The organism is Thalassomonas actiniarum (assembly GCF_000948975.2).
Taxonomy (GTDB): Bacteria; Pseudomonadota; Gammaproteobacteria; order Enterobacterales; family Alteromonadaceae; genus Thalassomonas; species Thalassomonas actiniarum.
In genome coordinates, this window is record NZ_CP059735.1 from 2451200 (window position 1) to 2472321 (window position 21122).

18 protein-coding genes are annotated in these 21122 nt (G+C 47.4%); 9 read left to right on the top strand and 9 right to left on the bottom strand.

What is annotated here, in order from left to right:
• Window positions 1-36: 36 nt before the first annotated feature.
• Complete coding sequence (locus SG35_RS10675; protein ID WP_053043447.1) at window positions 37-2403, bottom strand: M43 family zinc metalloprotease; 2367 nt, start codon at window positions 2401-2403, stop codon at window positions 37-39.
• Between the two features lie 514 nt (window positions 2404-2917).
• Here SG35_RS10675 and SG35_RS10680 point away from each other — a divergent pair.
• Window positions 2918-3808, top strand: a complete 891-nt coding sequence (locus SG35_RS10680; RefSeq protein ID WP_084693014.1) for a winged helix-turn-helix domain-containing protein — start codon at window positions 2918-2920, stop codon at window positions 3806-3808.
• On the opposite strand, the gene SG35_RS10685 is transcribed toward SG35_RS10680, so the two are convergent.
• Both SG35_RS10685 and rrtA read right to left on the bottom strand, forming a co-directional pair.
• On the bottom strand, window positions 3792-4364 hold the full coding sequence (locus SG35_RS10685; protein ID WP_044836001.1) for a DUF4136 domain-containing protein: 573 nt from the start codon (window positions 4362-4364) through the stop codon (window positions 3792-3794). The two genes, SG35_RS10680 and SG35_RS10685, sit on opposite strands and share 17 nt — an antisense overlap.
• A gap of 54 nt (window positions 4365-4418) precedes the next feature.
• The gene (gene rrtA, locus SG35_RS10690) at window positions 4419-5057 is read right to left on the bottom strand and encodes a rhombosortase (RefSeq protein ID WP_044836002.1); all 639 of its coding nucleotides are present in this window, start codon (window positions 5055-5057) and stop codon (window positions 4419-4421) included.
• A gap of 175 nt (window positions 5058-5232) precedes the next feature.
• Here rrtA and SG35_RS10695 point away from each other — a divergent pair, with 175 nt between their 5' ends.
• Window positions 5233-5868, top strand: coding sequence for a tRNA-uridine aminocarboxypropyltransferase (locus SG35_RS10695; protein ID WP_044836003.1), 636 nt, complete (start codon window positions 5233-5235; stop codon window positions 5866-5868).
• A gap of 25 nt (window positions 5869-5893) precedes the next feature.
• Window positions 5894-7651 (top strand): gamma-glutamyltransferase, encoded by a 1758-nt coding sequence (gene ggt, locus SG35_RS10700; protein ID WP_044836004.1) that lies wholly within the window; start codon window positions 5894-5896, stop codon window positions 7649-7651.
• A gap of 104 nt (window positions 7652-7755) precedes the next feature.
• Here the strand turns inward: ggt and SG35_RS10705 are convergent, their stop codons facing one another.
• The 3 genes from SG35_RS10705 to cysK form a co-directional block, all read right to left on the bottom strand.
• Window positions 7756-9057 carry a methyl-accepting chemotaxis protein gene (locus SG35_RS10705; RefSeq protein WP_274055420.1) on the bottom strand — a complete coding sequence of 434 codons (1302 nt, stop codon included), beginning with the start codon at window positions 9055-9057 and terminating at the stop codon, window positions 7756-7758.
• 219 nt (window positions 9058-9276) lie between these two features.
• Window positions 9277-9708 carry a hypothetical protein gene (locus SG35_RS10710; protein WP_044833514.1) on the bottom strand — a complete coding sequence of 144 codons (432 nt, stop codon included), beginning with the start codon at window positions 9706-9708 and terminating at the stop codon, window positions 9277-9279.
• Window positions 9709-9855: 147 nt separating this feature from the next.
• Entirely contained in the window at window positions 9856-10824 is a 969-nt protein-coding gene (gene cysK / locus SG35_RS10715) for a cysteine synthase A (RefSeq protein ID WP_044833513.1), read from the bottom strand.
• A gap of 140 nt (window positions 10825-10964) precedes the next feature.
• On the opposite strand from cysK, the gene SG35_RS10720 reads away from it, so the two are divergent.
• The 5 genes from SG35_RS10720 to SG35_RS10740 all read left to right on the top strand — a co-directional run bounded on the left by SG35_RS10720 (window position 10965) and on the right by SG35_RS10740 (window position 16631).
• Window positions 10965-11810 carry an AAA family ATPase gene (locus SG35_RS10720; RefSeq protein WP_044833512.1) on the top strand — a complete coding sequence of 282 codons (846 nt, stop codon included), beginning with the start codon at window positions 10965-10967 and terminating at the stop codon, window positions 11808-11810.
• 58 nt (window positions 11811-11868) lie between these two features.
• On the top strand, window positions 11869-13041 hold the full coding sequence (locus SG35_RS10725) for a vWA domain-containing protein (RefSeq protein WP_044833511.1): 1173 nt from the start codon (window positions 11869-11871) through the stop codon (window positions 13039-13041).
• A 93-nt stretch (window positions 13042-13134) separates the two neighbouring features.
• The gene (locus SG35_RS10730) at window positions 13135-14310 is read left to right on the top strand and encodes an RDD family protein (RefSeq protein ID WP_044833510.1); all 1176 of its coding nucleotides are present in this window, start codon (window positions 13135-13137) and stop codon (window positions 14308-14310) included.
• Between the two features lie 237 nt (window positions 14311-14547).
• Window positions 14548-15996, top strand: coding sequence for an alpha-amylase family protein (locus SG35_RS10735; protein ID WP_084692792.1), 1449 nt, complete (start codon window positions 14548-14550; stop codon window positions 15994-15996).
• A gap of 227 nt (window positions 15997-16223) precedes the next feature.
• A complete protein-coding gene (locus SG35_RS10740; protein WP_044833509.1) occupies window positions 16224-16631 on the top strand; it encodes a PaaI family thioesterase in 408 nt (135 codons plus the stop codon).
• Window positions 16632-16862: 231 nt separating this feature from the next.
• On the opposite strand, the gene SG35_RS10745 is transcribed toward SG35_RS10740, so the two are convergent.
• Entirely contained in the window at window positions 16863-17705 is an 843-nt protein-coding gene (locus tag SG35_RS10745; protein WP_044833508.1) for a glycosyl hydrolase family 18 protein, read from the bottom strand.
• A gap of 256 nt (window positions 17706-17961) precedes the next feature.
• On the opposite strand from SG35_RS10745, the gene SG35_RS10750 reads away from it, so the two are divergent.
• A complete protein-coding gene (locus SG35_RS10750; RefSeq protein ID WP_201777809.1) occupies window positions 17962-18429 on the top strand; it encodes a GNAT family N-acetyltransferase in 468 nt (155 codons plus the stop codon).
• 106 nt (window positions 18430-18535) lie between these two features.
• On the opposite strand, the gene SG35_RS10755 is transcribed toward SG35_RS10750, so the two are convergent.
• Complete coding sequence (locus SG35_RS10755) at window positions 18536-19939, bottom strand: tetratricopeptide repeat protein (protein ID WP_044833506.1); 1404 nt, start codon at window positions 19937-19939, stop codon at window positions 18536-18538.
• Between the two features lie 90 nt (window positions 19940-20029).
• A complete protein-coding gene (locus SG35_RS10760) occupies window positions 20030-20734 on the bottom strand; it encodes a PEP-CTERM sorting domain-containing protein (RefSeq protein WP_044833505.1) in 705 nt (234 codons plus the stop codon).
• Between the last annotated feature and the right edge of the window lie 388 nt (window positions 20735-21122).

Genomic DNA, 21122 nt, shown 5'->3' on the forward strand with positions numbered 1-21122 from the left:
CGCAACTTTTGGAGCAAATGTTGCCTGCCAAGTCAGCTAAGGAGCCGGTGCCTGCAGCGCACATCTGTCATAGCTGCAACGGGCCTGTAGTGCGCGGACATCGGTGACATCGAACTGTCCGTCGCGGTTGGCATCAAACTGGGCAGGGATATCCTGCCCCTGCTGTATCGCCGTCATCAAGCTGCGGATATCGGCCATATCGATATCGCCGTCCAGATCCCAGTCACCGGATAAGTGGATATTCAGGGTGAGGGATTCGGTGGCGCTGTTACCCCGGTTGTCGGTAACCATCAGGGATACGGTATAAGTGCCGGTCTCGCTATAGCTATGCTGTGGAGATGCCAGCTCGCTTACTTCACCGTCGCCGAACTGCCAGAAATACTCCAGGATATCACCGTCGGTATCGTATGAGTTTTCACCGTTGAAGCTGATGGCATTGTCTACCAGGTTTGCGCCCTGATATTCTATTTTGGCATAGGGTAATAAATCGGTGGAGCCAGAGGTTTGATAATATACCTGCAGGGTATTCTGGCTGTAGCTGCTGGCGGTATCTATCTGCACATAAAAACTGCCGCCGCTGTCAAACTCGCAATATTCGACGCCGTATTTTGCCGCCTGAGGCCGGCAGTGGGCATCCTGGCGGTTAATTGCGTTATCTGACACGGCAGTTGTTGAAGCAAAAGGAATATTCTGACTGACATAGAGGTCCGGGTTGCCCCTTAATACGTCATTGATCACTATGACGACCTGCTCGGCATCTTCGGGGATGTTAAAGCGATAATTTTTTACCGGATCGCCCGCTTGTGCCGCCAGTTCTTTTTCATTATGTAAAAATACCCGGCTGCAGCCGTCGCATAAGGTGGCATCGTCAAGGCTGAATACCCTCAGCTGCGCCGAGGAATAACTGCTGTAGGCATGGATTGCGCCATGGTAATCGGGGGCGTTCACCGGTGTTGTTGTCAGGGCGATCTCAGGGGTGCCGCTGGCGTTAAATGAAATATAGTCGGCATCCCAGTTGCCATTTTCATCCGCCGTTGGCTCGGATCCCTTTGACAGGTAAAGATCGGGATCCTGGCTGTAGCCGTCCAGGTAAAATGCCAGCGCCTGGGTACCTTCGGGCACTGTAAGCTCAAAGCGGCTGATGCCGTCTTGTTCGGCGCTAAGATCTGTCTGCTGGAAAATAACGGTTTTACCTTGCGGGTCAAATGCCTGGTCTGCGCCTGTGCCATCCCACACCGGCTGTTCGCTGCTGGTATATTGTGCTAAACCGGTGGCAATCAAGTTGCTGTTTGACCAGATACTCCTGCGCGCATCGCCATGTAAAGCCGCCTTCATCCGGGAGATTTGCCCGGCGGTAAACATGGCATAGTTGTCGGAATAATGCATAAAGTTTTCGGTATTGGTGGCCTGGCCGATACAGTTGGCTTCGTTATCGCGTAAGTAGGAATTTTCCATTTGCGGGGTATCACAGCTGCGGTCACCGCTTAAGCGGCAAAAGGCTTCGCCGTCTATTGAGCAGCTATTGCCGCTGAAGGTATGGATCAGGTTGAGCCAGTGGCCAAACTCATGGGTGAGTACCGAGCGGAAATTTTCATTGGTATTGACCCCGAGATAATCGCCGTTATATACCACACGGGCGATACCGGCATCAGACATGGCAACATCCGGGTACCAGGCAACGCCGGAATTGTTAAGGGTACCGCTACCGTAGAGATCCTGCATGATATAGATGTTGAGGTATTTATAATTATCCCAGGCGTCATTCGCCACCTGGCTGTTGACCCGGGTGCCGCCGTAACCGGTTTGCTCGTGATCATAACGGACAATACCGTTACTGGGCTCGCCGTCGGGGGTTTTTGCCGCGAGCACAAATTCTATATTGAGGTTATCGCGGATGGACTGAAAATGCTCATGGATAGGTCCGTCCTGGGTGTTTAGCCCCTGAAAGTCGGCATTGGTTAGATTTAAGGCCTCGATAATTTTTTCATCGGTTAAACAGTAGCCAGCGGCATCGTCGCAGTTGTATCTCTGGCCATAAACATGCACAACCACGGGAATATAATAGCGATCTTTGAGGCCTTCACCGCGGGCGATAATATCATTTTCTGCTGCTTGGTTAAGGGCTTGTTTGGCGGTGAGCGGGCTTTTTAAACCATCAGCAAGTTTGCGCGCCTGGCGGTTTGCCTTGAGTTCTTGTGTCAGTGTGTCAAGCAGCTCAGGCCAGTCCTGGCCATTGTCGTCGACACCGCAAATATGTCTGCCAGGCTGATCATCAGCCTGCCTGAGGAAATCCGGGCCAGGTGTTGATGATAAAGCGCTGAAAGTCGCTTCTGCCGCTAATACGGGTAATGACGGCATGACCAGCATCAGCAGGGAGCTTGATAGCCATTTTTTGTTTTTCATTTTTTAATCGTCCTTCTTTGTTATTGCTGTTGTAAGGTTTTTAAAAAGCGCTGTCGCCATACCAGTGAGCTGCCTCTTATTGGCTAAATGTGCCGGCTTTTCTTGGGCAAAATAATTATCAAGTCATAAAAATAAGTCAAATCATGAGGTTATATTGTAAGCTTTCATCAGCAAGCCTTAGCTAATATCGGTTAATATCAGCTAATATCAGCTTTCATCATTAGTTTGCCTGTGGCGAAGTGGGTTATCTTAGCCGGGTGCATTAACCTGGCTGGTGTGAACTTTGCCCCTGGATGCGAAGGCATGCATTGCTGCCGGGTTAATGGACAATATGTGTTTAGCTAAAAATGTTTTTTTAGCATCTCTTTTCCTACTTTGGTTAGTTGATTTTTGAGTCTTCTGCTCATTTTGGCCGCTCTTTTGAGCGGCTTTTTTTATGGGCAACTTGCGTTGAAATTTTATACGGTATACAGTATGCAATATGAAAAATAATAAATAATAACGATTAAAAAATATGGACGCTGTTTTACCCGATTTATTTTTATTTGATGACTGGCGCATAGACTGTGTGCAGAACTTGGCATGGCTTGGAAAACGTCGGGTGAATGTTGAACCTAAGGCGATGATGGTGCTGCAATACCTTGCCGCCCGCCCGGGCATAGTCGTGACCCGGGAAGAGTTATTTAACCAGTTTTGGCCAAACCAGGTGGTCACCCAGGATGCCCTTAACCGGGTAATGTCGACTTTGCGCCGTGCCTTTAACGATAACGCCTGTCATCCCAAATATATCGCTACCGTCAGAAAAGTCGGTTATAAACTGGTGGCGCCGGTGATCATTTTGGAAAATCCGCGTACTAAGGCGTTGTTTGAACTCCATGGCGGGCAGCAGTCTTTATCCGGGCAGATGCTTGCCGGTACTGATGCTTTTACCCTTAAAGGCAGAGAATATATGCAGGTGAAATCGCTTTCTGGCCGCTACTTATATCTGGTTTGTTTTTTCGTGTTATCCCTGATGATATTGTTGGGCTGGTACACCCTGGGAAGTTTTCCCCGGGGGGCAGGTGTCCCGGTAACGGCTTTTAGCGTTAAGGGAGGCTGGTCTGAAGCGACCGGATATCCACCAGCGGTCAACGCTTTTCGTGATTTTGAGCAACACTTGGCGCCACTTGATAATCCGGTGCCGGGTTTATGGGGGCAAGAGGCTTCCGGTTATATCCGGGAAAATGACCCCGGTTTGACTTCTTCTGTTTTTTCAAGCGGGAACAGCGCCATAGCGGTTAATATGCAAGTACAGACAAGTGGCCAAGCTTCGCCCGGTCTGGCGTTTGATATAGGAAGCATTTATCAGCGCCTGCTTCGATACCATGCCTGCGAAGGGGCGGCATTGATCAGGCATGGGGTTTAAGATGCTGCAACAGGCGGGTGACTGCGCCGTTAATACGCTCCAGGCGCAGTGCTCTGGGCAGGCTGGGATCGACAAACATTTGCACCGAACCGCGCCAGGCGGCTTTTTTCCGGTTAACATCAACGATTGCCACCAGCAGTGTGCCTTGCTGATAGTGCTCTTTTTCTGCCAGGCCCGGGAATAATTTAAATAACTCTAGAATTTTTTGATTGGCGGGGTTATTACCCAGCATGGCAACTGCCACCAACTGATACCGGGAAGTCGGCGGCTGCTCCATCAGATTAAAGCCTTTGTTAACTAAGGTGTCTGAAATGCGTTTCTGGATATAGCTGAGCATTTTACCTGCTTCATCACTGGCATGGGTGGCGCTATGCAGCGCCAGGTTTGAATACCAGGTTAACGGTGTGCTGCGCTTTATGGTTAACTGGGGGTTGCTCATGGTCAGCACCTGGCGCTTGGATAAATCCGTGTCGCCATAACGGCTGCTGCAAGCTGTGGTTAAGAGGATAAACAGGCTCAGCAAGAGTATTATTATCGGATGTTTTTTGCGATACATAGTGCTTCCTATTGTCACAGTTTTGACCAAGTGACTATAAGAATAGATGGAAAATCAATTATTTCCTTTAATTTGGCTCTTGATTTCCGTGTCGCTACTTTTGATGAACCAGCAATAAAGGCCAAAAATGAACCCTGAGATTGTCCCCCATAAATGGGCATCGATGGCGACATTGGCATCGATCAAATTGATAACATCCTCACTGGCACCATAAAGCTGTTCATGGGCGACTTTTAAACAAACTCCGAGCAATAGCAGGTAACCGGTTTTATCCTGATGTTTAATGTCCATCAAGGCGCCCCAGATAAAAACACCGTGCAACACCCCGGATAAACCGACATATTGCCTTAATTCGGGGGCAAAGTAATAAATGCCGATGCTGGTGCCCAAAGCCGAGAGCAAAAATAATATCAGGTAGGAGCTAAAGCGGTAATAGCGACCATGTAAGCCAAATAACAAGGCGATGGCCCCGAGGTTGAGCAATAAATGATAACCATTGGTATGGAAAAAGTGGCCGCTGAGCAGACGCCATAGCTCGCCCTGGCTGATGGCGCTTCTATGGTAAACCAGTGTTTCACTTAAAGTGCCGTTAACAAAAATATCGAGAAAATAAGCGATGACGGCTAATAACGCCACTATCACAGGCAGTAATAAGCTTTGTTTAAAATTGGCAAAGAAAGAGAGCTTTAGCATCGAAAAAATTGGGATAAATTCATGATGCTAGGATGATAACAAATGTCTTAACAAATGTCCGAACCAGGCTCTTTCGCGTGTTTGGATGCATGAAATGCGCAAGCCCACTTATCAAGGCGGCAATTAAGGCGTAAAATACCCGGCTTTATCGTCTTAAATTTTATTAGCGTTAACTATGTCCCGTCAATATTGCTGCCAGTGTCAGCGTCCCGAAAAAGCCTGTATTTGTCATTTGATGACAGACGTGGATAATGTGCCTCATGTGGTGGTGCTCCAGCATCCAAGCGAAGTTGGCCAGACCAAGGGCACTTTGCCTTTACTTGCCGGTTCGCTGAAATCCTGTACCGTACTGGTGGGGGAAGACTTTTCTGAGCATGAAGGGTTAAATGAGCTGCTTGAGCGTTACCGGGATAATATCTATTTGCTTTATCCCAGTGAAGATGCGCTTGAATTGGGCAGCGGGGAATGCCCTGCGCGCCAGACAGCCCCGGGTCAACGCTGTATTATCTTACTCGACGGTACCTGGAAAAAAGCCTACCGCATGTATATGCTGTCAAACGTGCTGCACCAGATCCCCCATCTTTGCCTGCCCGGCGATTTGACCGGGCGTTACCAGATCCGAAAAACGGCGAAAAAAAATGCCTTATCTACCCTGGAAGCTTGCTGTTATGCTTTAGGCATAATGGAGCAAAAACCACAAAAATACCGGGATTTACTCGAACAGTTTGTGAAATTTAACCAGTTTCAGTTATCCTTTCATCCCGGCAGGACTGAACCTGGTACATCCGCCAGACAACAAGAACATGAATAGCCCCGGCTATTAACTAAGGAAAACTATGTCCAGAATGATCACCGGCCTTTGCCTGAGCACCTTATTATTTGCCGGCACACTAGTAGCCAAAGAAAATACGCCTTTAAAAATTGAAGACCGGGAGCCGGAAGCGGCCACCGGGCTTATCGCCAAGCAGGCGGTCAGCGCTAAAGACTTTATGGTGGCTGCCGCTAATCCTTATGCCAGTGAAGCGGGTTTTAATATTTTAAAGCAGGGGGGCAGTGCGGTTGATGCTGCCATCGCGGTCCAGCTGGTATTAACCCTGGTTGAGCCCCAGTCTTCGGGGATCGGCGGCGGTGCCTTTATTTTGCATTGGGATAAAAGTAAAGAATTACTTACCACCTTCGACGGCCGGGAAACCGCGCCGGAAAAAGCCAGCCAGGAGATGTTTTTAGACGCTTCGGGTAAACCTGTGCGTTGGATAGATGCCGTCGTCGGCGGCCGCTCTGTCGGGGTGCCCGGGGTGTTAAAAGCGTTTAAAAAGGCCCATCAGCAATACGGTAAATTGCCCTGGGAAGCGCTGTTTAGTGATGCCATCAAGCTGGCTGAAGAGGGTTTTGTTGTCTCGCCGCGCCTGGAAAAGCTGGTGACCATGCAATATAACCCGGGGATCAGTAAACTGCCTGAGATCAGCCGGTATTTTTTCCCGAATAACCAGCCGGTAAAAGCGGGTACGTTATTAAAAAATCCTAAACTGGCGGCGGTCTATCGCAGCCTGGCCAAAGACGGGATCATACCTTTCTATCAGGGCTGGATAGCCAAGAAAATAGTTGATGCGGTACAAAAATCTCCTATTGCCCCGGGACGGCTAAGCCTTTCGGATATGAAAAACTATCAGGCAAAACAATTGCCTGCGGTGTGCGGGCCTTACCATAGCTATAAGGTGTGCGGCATGGGGCCGCCAAGTTCCGGCGGTATTAGTGTGGTGCAGATTTTAGGGCAACTGGAGTCCTTTAATCTCAGCCAATATCAGCCGGGAGGTTTAGAGGCGGTGCATTTGTTTACCCAAAGCTCACGCCTGGCCTTTGCCGACCGGGATCGCTTCCTTGCCGACAGCGCTTTTGTCGATGTACCGGTTGAGGGCCTGATCGACCGCCGCTACCTGGCGAGCCGGGCCAAGCTGATCAAAGCCGGGCAGGACATGGGTAAGGCGCTGCCGGGAGATCCGGTTGGCGCTTTGGCACTGGCGGATGATCAGGCGATAGAACGTCCCTCTACCAGTCATGTTTCTATTGTTGATAAAGACGGCAACAGTATTTCCATGACCACGAGTGTGGAAATGGCTTTTGGCTCGGCGGTGATGGTGGAAGGTTTTATCTTAAATAACCAGCTTACCGATTTCTCGCTGGCGCCGAAAGTGAATGGCCAATGGGTGGCAAACCGTCTCGAGCCGTTTAAGCGTCCCCGCAGCTCTATGGCGCCTATGATGGTGTTCAATAGCGACGGCTCGCTAAAACTTGTGGTCGGCTCCCCCGGCGGTAGCCGTATCATTAATTATGTCGCCCAAACCATCTTAGGGGTTTTGGACTGGCAGCTTAACCCGCAGCAGGCGATTAACCTGCCGCATGTAACCAACCGCAATAGGGTAACCACACTGGAGAAAGGTACATCGATTGCCCAGTTAAAACCGGCACTGGAAGCCAAAGGACACCAGGTGAGTGTGCGGGATCTCAACAGCGGTATTCATGCCATTGAAGTGAAAAAAACAGGCTTGCTTGGCGGCGCTGATCCGCGCAGGGAAGGGAAAGTGCTGGGCCAGTAACAGGCGCGTTAACAGCTAAAAGCGCAATAATTAATGTTTTGCATAAACCTCCCTCCGTGGAGGTTTATTTTTTTGGCAAAGGAGAAACTGTATTTCCCTTGCCGTTAGCCGTTGGTGGATAACTGCATCACGGTTTCTGAAACATTTTCGGCCCCGGTATGGATTTCATCCATTACGGTGGAGACTTCAGAGATTTTATTCATGCCCTCATCGGCAATGTTGGCAACATCTTGCATGGCACTGGTGACATCATCGGTAAGGTTTCGATTGTCCGTGACCACATTGGCAATTTCGCTGGTGGATTCATTGGTTCTAGAGGCCAGCTGACGTACTTCATCGGCCACCACGGCAAATCCCCGCCCTTGCTCCCCCGCCCGGGCCGCTTCAATGGCGGCATTAAGCGCCAGTAAATTGGTCTGGTCGGCGATATTTTTTATCGTTAATACGATTTCCTCTATGCTTTGCGATTGTGAATTGAGCATATTCAACTTGCCTGAGGTCTCCTTCACTTTTTCTGATATGCCCACGGACACTTCCACCGAATCTGCCAGCAACTCAGAGCCCTGGCGGGCGATTTTAGCGGTTTCTACCGAGGTGGTGTAGGCAATGTTGGCGGCTTCGGAAACGGCTTCGTTTTGGGTGATTTGCCTGGTGATATCTGTTGCAAATTTAATAACCCTTTCTATTTTGCCGTCGTCGCCGGGAATGGGATTATAGGTGGCTTCGAGCCAGATGGTCTCGCCATGTTTGTTTTTCCGGGAGAATTGCCCGGATTTAAAACTGCCGCGGGCGAGATCTTCCCAGAAGGTAGGATTTTCCTGATAAAAACAGTCATCGCAGAATATCTTGTGGTGTTTGCCTTTGATTTCCTCCAGTGAATAGCCGACCGTAGTGAGGAAGTTTTGGTTGGCGTTTAAGATGTTGCCGCAGGCGTCAAATTCTATTGTGGCCAGTGAGCGATCCAGGGCGGTTAATACGCTTTCCTTGCTCTGGCTTTGAATTTTGCTGTCGGTGACATCGGAAGCAATTTTCATTACCTTGACCGTGGCACCATTAACCTTGATGGGAAAATAAGTGGCTTCGAGCCAAAGCATTTTCCCCGCCTTATTTCTGCGTTCAAAAGTACCCTGTATCGGCTGGCCTTCATTTAAGGCGCGCCAAAACTGCTTATATTCATCCGAGTTGCTGTAACCGGGACAACACATGACGGCATGGTGTTTACCAATTATTTCCTTGAGGCTATAACCGCTGGCATCGAGAAAATGCTGGTTTGCCGTTAAAATTTCTCCCTGGGTATTAAATTCTATGGTGGCGACATGCTCATTGATTGAGGCTATTATCGCTTGCAGCGTCTCGACTTCTTGCTTTGTCTGACTAAGTTCTTCTTTTAATTTGCTGTAAAACATTAAAGACCTCCAGAGAAATACTTGTTATCAGAGTGTTAAATTAACCATAACTGGAAGATAAAATATACCCTTAATATGACGAATTAAGGAAAATAATTTACTTTTATCGCGGTTCATTTGCTGCTTAGGAACTTGTTTATACAGGGAATATTTGATTTTTGGTGGAACACAGATGTTTGTCTGTGTCCGGAGATATAAAAGTGAACAGGGAGATGATGATTAAAACGGGTCTTTAAGGATTTTATCTATAAACCATTTATTATCCTGTTGGATAAGGGACAGGCGTTTGACATCCTTGATACGATTTTCCTGGTAATAACCGTCGAAATAAACGGTAATAATCGCTTTGTTTTTAAATTGCTCCCGCACTTTGACGCCACTGTCATCGGGTTTTATTTCAACCTTATCATAAGACATATTAAACATATGTCGGGCCACGGCCTGAGGGGAGCGGTAATGACGAATAATGCGGGCCAGGGCAGGGCTGCAGGCGGAGGCGGCTTTTTCGATATTTTTTTCGTTGTACAGGGCTTCAAAAAAAGCAACGGTGACTTTTTCAGGATGTTCAACTTCAATAACGTTGGCGTCTTCACTACAGCCAGTGAGCAAAAAGGCAAAACCAAGGAGTAGAAAACTAAGAAACTTCATCATCTGTTTAATAAACAATATACCGGGATCTTCGTTCCATCATAGCGCAACTTTAGACGTAATTGCTATGTTTTATATATGAAAAAAGGCGCCTAAAGCGCCTTTTGAGTTTTGTATCCGCTATTTATTTTCGCGGTAAGACCGGCAGTTTTACTGTACCAGTTCTTTATCGCTGAAGCTGTCGCTAAACAGTGGGCTGGACAGATAACGTTCGGCAGAGCTAGGTAAAATAACGACAATATTTTTATCGGCATTTTCCGGCAGTTCGGCCAGGCGTTTGGCGGCAACTACGGCGGCGCCTGAAGAAATACCGGCGAGGATGCCTTCTTCCTTCATTAAACGGTGGGCCATTGCCATGGCATCGTCATTGCTTACCTGTTCAACCTGGTCGATCATTTCCAGATCCAGGTTGCCCGGGATAAAGCCTGCACCTATGCCCTGGATTTTATGAGGGCCCGGTTTAACTTCCTGACCCGCCAGAGTCTGGCTGATCACTGGAGAATCTGTAGGTTCAACGGCAACAGAAAGAATCTTCTTACCTTCTGTCAGTTTAATATAACGGCTGACACCGGTAATGGTGCCGCCGGTACCGACACCGGCGACAAAGATATCAACCTTGCCTTCGGTATCTTTCCAGATTTCCGGGCCTGTGGTCTCTTCATGGATTTTAGGGTTGGCAGGGTTTTCAAACTGACCCAATAAAACATATTTATCCGGGTTGGAGTCTTTAATTTCCTGTGCTTTTTCGATGGCGCCTTTCATGCCTTTGGCGCCTTCGGTTAACTCAACTTTAGCGCCCAGGGCGGTCAGTAACTTACGGCGTTCCAAACTCATGGTATTTGGCATGGTCAAGGTAATGCCGTAGCCACGGGCTGCAGCAACAAAGGCTAAAGCGATCCCGGTATTGCCGCTGGTAGGCTCAATGATCTCTTTGCCCGGGCCGAGTAGGCCTTTTTCTTCCGCGTCCCACACCATGCTGGCGCCGATACGGCATTTAACGCTGAAGCTCGGGTTTCTTGCTTCAATTTTTGCGTATACGTTGCCACCGGTTACCCGGTTCAGTTTAACCAGGGGGGTGTTACCTATAGAGGTAGAATTATCTGTGAATATTGCTGACATTATTAAATCCTGTGGATTATTTTTATTTACTCGTTAAGATTAGCCATTTATAGCAGAAAAAGAAGTGACATTTAGTTATATCTTATATACGAAAATGGAATAACTAAAGATTGTTATAGTACAAATCAATTGGAAACTTAATGACTTCATTTAATGGTACAACGAATTACATTGCCTCAAAAGACTTACAGCTTGCGGTAAATGCGGCTATCGCCCTGGAGCGGCCGTTATTAATTAAAGGGGAGCCGGGCACGGGGAAAACCTTGCTGGCACAAGAGCTGGCCCAGAGTTTAGATACCCAATTAATTCCCTGGCATATCAAATCAACCACTAAGGCACAGCAGGGCTTGTATGAATATGATGCAGTATCCAGGTTGCGCGACAGCCAGTTAGGTGATGAGAAAGTTAAAGATATTGCCAACTATATCGTCAAGGGCAAATTATGGCATGCCTTTACCGCCGATCAGCGCCCGGTACTCTTGATTGATGAAATTGATAAGGCGGATATAGAGTTCCCCAATGATTTGTTGTTAGAGCTCGATAAAATGGAGTTCTTTGTTTATGAAACCCAGGAAAAGGTGGTCGCGAAGCAAAGGCCGGTGATCATCATCACCTCCAATAATGAAAAAGAGCTGCCGGATGCCTTCCTGCGCCGTTGTTTCTTCCACTATATACGTTTCCCGGAAGCACAGGAAATGAAGCAGATTGTTGATGTACATTTCCCAGAAATCAAACAGAAGTTACTCGATGAAGCGCTGGCGCTGTTTTTTGATTTGCGGGAAATCCCGGGACTCAAGAAAAAACCGTCTACCTCCGAGCTGATTGACTGGTTAAAACTGCTGCTGGCGGAAGATATCGACCCGAAGGTTTTACAGGAAAGCAGAACGAAAAAAGTGATCCCGCCGTTGCATGGCGCTTTGCTGAAAAACGAACAGGACGTGCATTTATTCGAAAAACTGGCTTTTATACAGCGCGGCGGCCGATAGATGCCGACGGCAGAAATAAGCAAGAGCGAAAAACCAGTCTCTTTATGGAGAATAAAAGGTGCTGATTGATTTTTTTTGTAAGGTACGGGATTACAAGGTGCCTTGTACTATCCGGGAACTGCTGGATTTGATCCGCGCTTTGGAGCAGCGGGTGGTTTTTGCCGACATGGAAGAATTTTACCTGCTCAGCCGTACTATTTTGGTCAAAGACGAAAGTTATTTCGATAAGTTTGACCGGGCCTTTGCCGATTATTTTAAAGGGGTTTCTTCGCTGGAACTGGACTTAAGCGGCGTACCGGAAGACTGGCTGAGAAAACAGCTTGAAAAACAGCTCAGCGAAGAAGAAAAAGCGAAAATTGAAGCCCTCGGCGGCCTGGATAAAATCATGGAAACCCTGGCGGAGCGCCTCAAAGAGCAGGAAAAACGCCATCAGGGAGGCAATAAATGGATAGGTACCGGCGGTACCTCGCCTTTTGGCGCCTATGGTTATAACCCGGAAGGGGTCAGGATAGGGCAGGAGAGCTCGCGCCATCGCCGGGCGGTGAAGGTCTGGGATAAGCGCCAGTTCCGTAACCTGGATAACCAGGTGGAAATCGGCACCCGGAATATCAAGGTGGCGCTGAGGAAATTACGCCAGTTTGCCCGTACCGGTGCCGGGGAAGAACTCGCCCTGGACGATACCATTGCCGCCACCGCCAGAAATGCCGGTTATCTGGATATCAAGATGAAACCCGAGCGCCATAATGCGGTTAAGGTGTTGATGTTTTTCGATGTCGGCGGCTCTATGGACGATCATATCAAGGTCTGCGAACAGCTGTTTTCTGCGGTGCATACCGAGTTTAAGCATCTGGAGTTTTTCTATTTCCATAACTGTGTCTACGAGCAGGTGTGGAAAGATAATGCCAGGCGTTATAACGAGGGTATGGACTTACATCAGTTGCTGCATACTTATAGTCGGGATTACAAAGTGATTTTTGTCGGTGATGCCACTATGGGGCCATATGAGATCACCTATCCCGGCGGCAGTGTCGAGCATTGGAATCAGGAAGCAGGCAGTGTCTGGATGCAGCGGATATTGGAGCATTTTGATCACAGTATCTGGTTAAATCCGCAGCCGCAGGCACACTGGCCTTATCATGCCTCGATACAGATCATGCAGGAAATTACCAAAGACAAAATGTTTCCCCTGACCCTTGAAGGTTTGACCGAAGGGATCAAAGAACTGCTTTAATTACCAAGTGTAAGTCACAGTGCCGACAGCTGTCGGTGCTGTGACTTGATATGGTAAAGAGACAATGTAAATTTAGCCGATAAAACTTCATCTATGACACAAGAACAAGAAAAACAATCAGGCGGCGAAGGCAAGCTGCGGCTTGCCGGTACGCACGCCATGACAGACAGTGAAACCCGGCAGGTTTTAACACCTTTTGCCTTTAAAATGGATCATTCTTTATTTGGTTTGCCGCTGGCGACACCGAAAAAACGTCTTCTGGCGATAGCCCTGGATTTTTTGCTGGTGGGCGCATTAAGTGTGATGCCGGGGGAAATACTGGCATTGGTGGTTTCTGTGATGCTCTACCGTTTAGGCAGTAAAAAACAGGCACAGGCAAGCGGGCAAATAAAATGGCGAAAAACCCGCTCTCTGGCCCGTTTTATCGGGGTATTTATGCTGTTTGTGGTACTGGCGGGGAGTTTGCCTGAGTTGATAGGGCAATTTGACGAGCAAAAAAGTCAATTTACTAAGGATACTAGCAAGCAAGAAACCACCCTGGTCAATATTGGCGGTGTGCCGGTACCAAAAGATAAATCGCTGGCGATGAGTGCTGTCGTGCTTGCCGGTAGTGCAGACATTGCCTTAAGTGAATGCCAGAGCCTTGACTGCTGGCAAAAGGAGCTTAGTGAGACGACCGCAGCTATACATGAATTGGCCGTTAACGATGAACTTTTTAAACAAAGTTTAACCGGCCTGGCAGCCAATACCGACTTAAGTGAAGCGCAGCAACAGCAGCTGGTGTTGAATTTGCTCACTCCCTATCAAGGAGAGTCTGTTGGTGCACCGGAAACAAGAAGAGGTGCTGATAATACCGGGGAAAAATCCGTGCCTGAGGCGGTGGTTGAACCTGCTGAGCCGGTAAAAAAGGCGCAGGAGAGTAAAGCCGAAAAATCTGTCTATTCCATCCTGGAACTGGTTAAAGGTATTGTTGATGATCTCGGGCTAGGCTTTGGCTGGGCGGCGTTTTATTTCACCTGCTTTACCGCTATGTGGAAGGGGCAAACTCCGGGGAAAAAACTCTTTGGCATAAAAGTGTTGCAACTTGACGGTACCCCTTTGTCTATGTGGGACAGCTTCGGCCGCTACGGGGGATATGGCGCCGGGATTGCCACCGGTTTGCTGGGATTTTTACAGGTTTATTGGGATCCCAACCGCCAGGCGATACACGATAAAATATCGGCCACTGTGGTGATAGACCTGCACCGGCAGCAGACCCGGCAAGACTAATCTTTTAAAAAAACCGCCTAACCGCGGTTTTTTTATGTCTCATGTGCAGAAAACTTTTTTTCTGCACAGCCGTTGTCACCGGCATCACAGCCGCTGCATACAAGTTGAACAAATGAATACGTATGCAGCCTGCTATCTATTAAAAACCTCCTGTTCTACGCTCATTTTTATGCCCGCCAGTACAAAAAAACAGCGGGTGTGCCAATTCAACACTTAAAAAAACAATAAGAGAATATTATGCAAAAAAACAACGAGCAGAAATCGGAATTCCCGTCGGTCAGCCCAAAGAGTAAACGCCAGCTTGGTAGCGCCGGCATTATCCTGGCGGCCCTGCTGACAACCAATAATGCCTCGGCAGATGCGATCTTGCATGCCTTTAACTGGACCTATGACGATGTCGCCGCCAAAGCCTCTGAAATAGCCGCATTAGGTTATAAAAAGGTGCTGGTTTCACCCGCCTATAAATCAGCAGGTAATGAGTGGTGGGCGCGTTATCAGCCTCAGGATTTAAGGGTCATTCACAGCCCTTTGGGGGATACCACAGACTTTAAGCAGATGATTGCAGCCTTGCAGAGCCAGGGGATTGAAACCTATGCCGATATCGTTTTTAACCATATGGCTAACGAGTCGTACCAACGTTCGGATCTGAATTATCCGGGGGCGGCGGTTTTAAGTACTTATGCTGCAGACAGCGCTTATTACAACAGCATTAAACTCTTTGGCGATCTCAGTGAAAATCAGTATGGGGCGGGGGATTTTCATGCGCCTGGGTGTATCACCGACTGGGGTGATGCCGGGCATGTGCAATACTGGCGTTTATGCGGCGGCAACGGTGATACCGGTTTACCGGATCTTGACCCCAACAACTGGGTGGTGAGCCAACAGCAAGCCTACTTGCAGGCGCTTAAGAGTATAGGGGTCAAAGGTTTTCGGGTCGATGCCGCTAAACACATGAGCAGTTATCATATTAACCAAGTATTCAGCGCAGACATACGCAGCGGGGTACATGTTTTTGGTGAAATCATTACCTCGGGTGGAGCAGGGGACGGCAGTTATGATAATTTTTTGGCGCCCTACTTACGTGATACCGAGCATGGTGCTTATGATTTTCCCTTGTTCGCCAGTTTACGGAGTGCATTAGGTCTTGGCGGCTCCATGAATCAGTTGGTGGATCCCGGTGCATATGGCCAGGCATTAGCTGGCAGCAGGGCGATTACCTTTTCTATTACCCACGACATTCCCACCAATGACGGCTTTCGGTATCAAATTATGGATCCCACCGATGAGTATCTGGCCAATGCTTATATCATGGGGCGTGACGGTGGCTCCCCCCTGGTTTATTCCGATCACAATGAGAGTAATGACGGCGGTCGCTGGCAGGACTTATACAAACGATCCGATATTCAAGGCATGCTGAAATTTCACAATGCCACCCAGGGACGCAGTATGCAGGTGATGAGCAATAACGATTGTATTTTGCTGTTCCAGCGGGAAGAACTCGGCATTGTCGGCATAAATAAATGTGGCAGCGGACAGGATGTTTGGGTAAATACTGCTAACCATAATTTGTGGTGGTATGCCAATTACCGCGATACTATCGGTGGTACTGACGTACAAAATATTTCCAGCACCTGGCATAAGTTCTATTTGCCTGCCCGCCAGGCGAGGATGTGGTTAAAAGAATAAGAGTCAGATCAGGGGCGTTTGGATTTGCTAAGATGAATGGCGTTCCTGCTGATATACGCTTTCCTGTTCTCTTGCCTGGTTGAATGGCGCTCTCTTGCATTAATTGGGGACGAGTGCCGGTCACTGTGGAGTTTGTAGCGCTTTAACCGTAAACGGAAAATAGGTGTTTAGTTATTTAAGCTTACTGGTATGATGAGTTGACTATGAACTAAGTTTCAGGAGAGGGTATGGCAACCAAAGCAGAACTTACGCACTTTTTTCAAACGGATTTCCCACAGGCCGATTTCCTAATCGACAGTGTCGGTGAAAAATCGGCGACGATAAGGAAAAAGATCAACCAGGGGCATTTACGCCCCGGCGGTACGGTGTCGGGACCTGTATTGATGGAACTGGCAGATGCGGCTTTATATGTGACCATCTTGAGTGAAATTGGCCTGGTGGCCCATGCCGTAACCACCAATTTAAATATTAATTTTTTGCGCAAACCTTCGGCTGAAAAAGATATTACTGCTAAGTGTACCTTAATCAAACTGGGTAAGGTGCTGGCTATTGGCGAGGTGTCTATCTATTCCGGAGACTCGCCGGAGCCGGTGGCCCATGCGGTCGGCACTTATTCCATTCCTCCGGTGAAGTAAGGAAAAGATATAAAAGATACCGAAAACTACAGGTATCGAAGCGGCTTTTGTCACAACAGATCTTGAAAAGTGTATAAAGTGAATGTTTTCTATGACCTCAATACGCTGTAAACCGGACTGTTTGGTGATGTTGTTTGGGAAGGTTTAGACGGACGTTGGATAACCGTTAACAGAAACTGATAGGGGCCGTTTTCGCAGCTTTTAGCAACCCCGTCCCCAATAATGAAAGCTTTATAAGCCTATAGCCGCGCCAATTTGTTCGGCCCAGGCGCCGCCTTTATCGCTGGAAAACTGCCAGTTCATCATGCCGCCTAAAGTACCGTTTGCTTGCACCGGCTCGATAACATCAGAAATTATCTCATCTACCGGCATATAGCCGCTGCCGGCATCATGTTGGGTAACGGGTAAACCTATCAATAATTTTTCTGCATCTAACCCGGGTAATTGCGCATATTTTTCATAGGAGCAGACTATTTCCTGCGGGTTGGCGCTCCAGGGCGGGTTATTGTAAAACTGGAGATTGAGCCAATCTATATCCTCTCCGGCCTCTGCCATCACTTGTACATAACCACCCATAGGGTTGCCGGACTCTAAATAGGGCGGTTGTGGTGCATGGGTGATCAGGTAGTTAGGGGCGGGCAATACTAGACGTAAGGCTTTGGTTAAGTTGATTAGGAAATCAACGCCATTATATCCGGCATCGCCGGTAAAAGCAGCGGTGTCTTCAAAATCGATATCCACGCCGTTTAACTGGTTGTCGGTAATAAAACCGGCAATATTCTGTGCCAGCTGTGTTTCGTTTCCTGCCAGCTGGTGATATGTGTCTGAAGCAACCGTGCCGCCGCCAAAGGATAATAAAACTTTTTTACCACTTGCCTGCAGATTGGATACCGCCTGTGTAGTCGCTTGCGTCAGTGTGGTGGGGGTTGCCGCTATTGCCCCGGCCAGTTCAAGGTTGAGGGGACTGTCTGCATTGGGTAGTAAAAAGGCGAGGTTGATATCGGTATAGGGCAGGTTGGCGGCATTGTTTAGTTCAATACTGCCATTGTTAAAATAAGTAACTAAGCGTGACATAACAAATTCCTTTTAGGTTGAAGAAAGAATAACCTTGGCTGCCATTTTTGCAGACATGCCAAAATGATTGTTACTAGTCTAGCAGAGTTAATATTGTTAAACGGGGTAGTGCATTGTCTTTAGCACTTAGCCAGAACCCGGGAATTGCTCCACATTTTCCGGACAAGGTCATTTATTGCTGTTTAAAACGTTATGCCTTTGATAAGTTAACTAATAATTTTTTACACAGGCAAGGTAAGGGAAAACTTAAGCAGAAATGATGGCTATCAGTTGTAGAGTTTTAACGGCGAAAGACAGTCTCGATTACCGCAGAGTAAGACTTGAAAGTTTAAAACTTCATCCTGAATGTTTCGGCTCAAATTATGAAAGGGAGCTGAAAATGCCCAAGCTCTATTTTGAGCAAGTAATAGAAAATGCCAGCCCGAAAGGGTTAATGCTTGGGGCATTTCATGAAAGTGAATTGGTGGGGTTATGTGGCCTGATTGCTTCGTCACCTGGAGCTGTTGAGATCATCCAGATGTATGTTGCTACAGAGCATCGGCGTACCGGGGTGGGATTAAAATTATTGTCCTTGGCCAAGCAATGCCTGAACGGGCTTAACGCCCGGTCCTTGGTGCTGAGCGTTTTTGAAGATAATACAAATGCCTTAAAGACCTATGAAAAAGCGGGGTTTAGCATAAGTCAGCGGGAAAATGCTCAGCTTTACATGACATTTAATCTATAAACAGAACTACTTTAACACTACTTGGCTCATGGTGAGCAAAGAGGCAGGGCTGACAGCATGGCAACTGTGGTTTTCATCCCCTGCCCATGATTGCTGCAGTGCCAAGTTAACTGCTGGTTGTCAAGTTATCTAACAGGGCTTTGGCCTGGGTTCTGCCGCTAAATGATTCCGGTAATTTCAGGGATAACTGCAAATACTCGATGGCTTTATTTTTTTCGCCAAGATTATAGTGAATAACCCCGAGGTGATAGGCTATTTCAGGCACCTGTTGTGCGTAACTGATGCTGGGCTGAATATGTTTTAGTGCCTGCCGGTAATTGCCTTGTTGTACATCCAGCCAGGCCTGGGTATCACTGAGAAAAACATTATCAGGTGTTAATACTTTGGCTTTGTCTAACCAGCTTTGTGCCTGGGCTAAATCTGTACCTTCATCTGTCAGGGCCCAGGCTAAATAGGAGGTGAAATAACTGTCTTTGGGTGAAAGAAGCAACCCTTTTTTCGCCAGGGGTATGGTTTCAGGCAATCTTTCCTGTTTGTCCAACCAGTAGATAAGTTCTTTGCGCGCCGCCAGATTATCCGGCTTGAGCTTAAGTGCAGCCTGAAAGTAACCTTCTACCTTACTTTTTTCTTTCGTCGCTATGGCGTGTTTTGCCCGTAAATATTGGAACAGGCTGTTTTTTTCCTTATCCAGCTTATTGAAGGATTTGCTACTGCTATGGAGTAATTTCCTTGCCTGGTTTGTTTTTCCTTCCTGATAATAAAGAGGTAAGAGTTCGGCGAGTATCGTCAGGTTACCGGGCTGAGTTTTTATTGCTTTGAGTAAATAGGTTTTTGCCTGGGGGGATTTGTTTAAAGCCAGATAGACCAAGCCTTGCAAGCCATAACTATTGCTGGCATTGCCGTTAAGCTGGAGGTATTTAGCGATATCTTTTGTTGCCTTGTTCAGGGCTTGTTTGTCATTTTTTCGGTTTGCATAAAGAAATTTGGCTCTTTGCAGATAGCTGCCGGCTTCATCGGGCGTTAGGGCGATAACAAAATTATATTGCTGCAGGGCTTGTTTTTTTTTGCCAAGGGCCGAGAGTATCGGGCCTCTTAAGCTATATATTACCGGCCATCTGTCATCTATTTTTATGCAGTCTTGAGTTGCCGAGTCGGCCTGTTGCCAGTTTGCCTGACCCACGTAGGATAAAGCCAGCAGGTAACACACGGTTTTATTGGTGGGATGTTGCTTTTGATGTTGTTGTAACAGTGTTATTGCTTCCTGATATTGTTTATCTACCATCAGGGCCGTTACTGCCCCCAGCTGTAGCTGGTTATTCTTGTCTTGAGGCAACTGCTGGTTCTCGATCATTTGCTCCAGCTTTGGTAAAACTTCTATGACGGTCGCCGAAACTTTAAACATGGCCAGGAGCAATAATGCTAAGATGACAAGAGAGATCAGCAGGCATTTTTTTAATATTGCTAACTGTAAGTTACTTTCATAGCGGGTAAAGTTACATTTGTTTGTCATTTCTATCCCTCTAACAAATTCGAGCTGAAATATCTGGATTTATCGGTTAAAAAAGGCAACAAAGCTGCCTTTTATTGACTTAATAAGTGATTAGCTGAGCCGTTTTTTCCTGCCTGCAACAAATAATACAAGCCCCATGGCTAACAGGAGCGCAGAGGCGGGTTCTGGTACTGAGGTTTTGTGACCGATAAATTGTTGAGGCTGGTGCTCCGGATCGTCTGGGGAGCCGCCTATACTAAAGCCGATCAGCTGACCGTCGGTAGCGTCATGTAAGGCTTGCAAATCACCCGGGTCAATCTCAAGGTTAAACCAAAGTTTTAAGACTTCGTTATCCTCTAATATCGGCTGGACAAAATTGGTAACCAGGGCTGAAAATCCGGTCCACTGTTGATCGGGGAGCAGGGCATTTGCTTCGGCGTCAGCGGTTGAGCCGGAGTCAAGGTCGAATTCAAACCCTTCCACGGGATCGACTTCATGCGTCATCATATTGGTTACCGCAAGCATGGCGCTGGTAACACTGAGGGAAGGAATGAAAGGAAGGTTTGCTCCGCCAAGGCCTATGCCACAGGTACAAATGGTCGGTTCGGTAATGGGAAATAATTCCGGGTCAATTTCAACCCCAAACCACATATTGCTCATACCTGTGTCCGGGTCGATACCATGGTCTATCATCCAGACTTCAGGAGGCGGAGGATCCGGTACCGGTGGTGGTGGCGGATGACCACAAGCCCAGGCAAGATTTACCCAAAGGTTAAAAGATAAAACCAAAACAATAAATTTCATTATCTTTTTCATTAGTTTTTCCTACTACAAAAATTTCTGAAAGGGAGATGCAGATACTGATGCAATCCCGCTTGATTCACTTTGTAATACCAAACCGCGACAATGTGAAAATACGATTTTAGTCCACTAACTACCGCTAAAAGTGGGCGCGGCTAGCTCAGCATTTTGTGTACCAAGGTTGAATTTACAACCCGCTGGTTTCAGAGAAATGTAAATCAAATATTGGTAGGCTTATTTACAAATACTTTGCTTGACGGAAACTCATGTTATTTTTTAATGGGCTATTGAAGTAATTTTTTGAAGGTATCTAATCATTACTTTTGATTAACAATTATTATTTTTTTTCCGGGGGTGTTGACGTGCGTTGCTACCGGAATGAGAACATGCCGCTTTGTAAAAA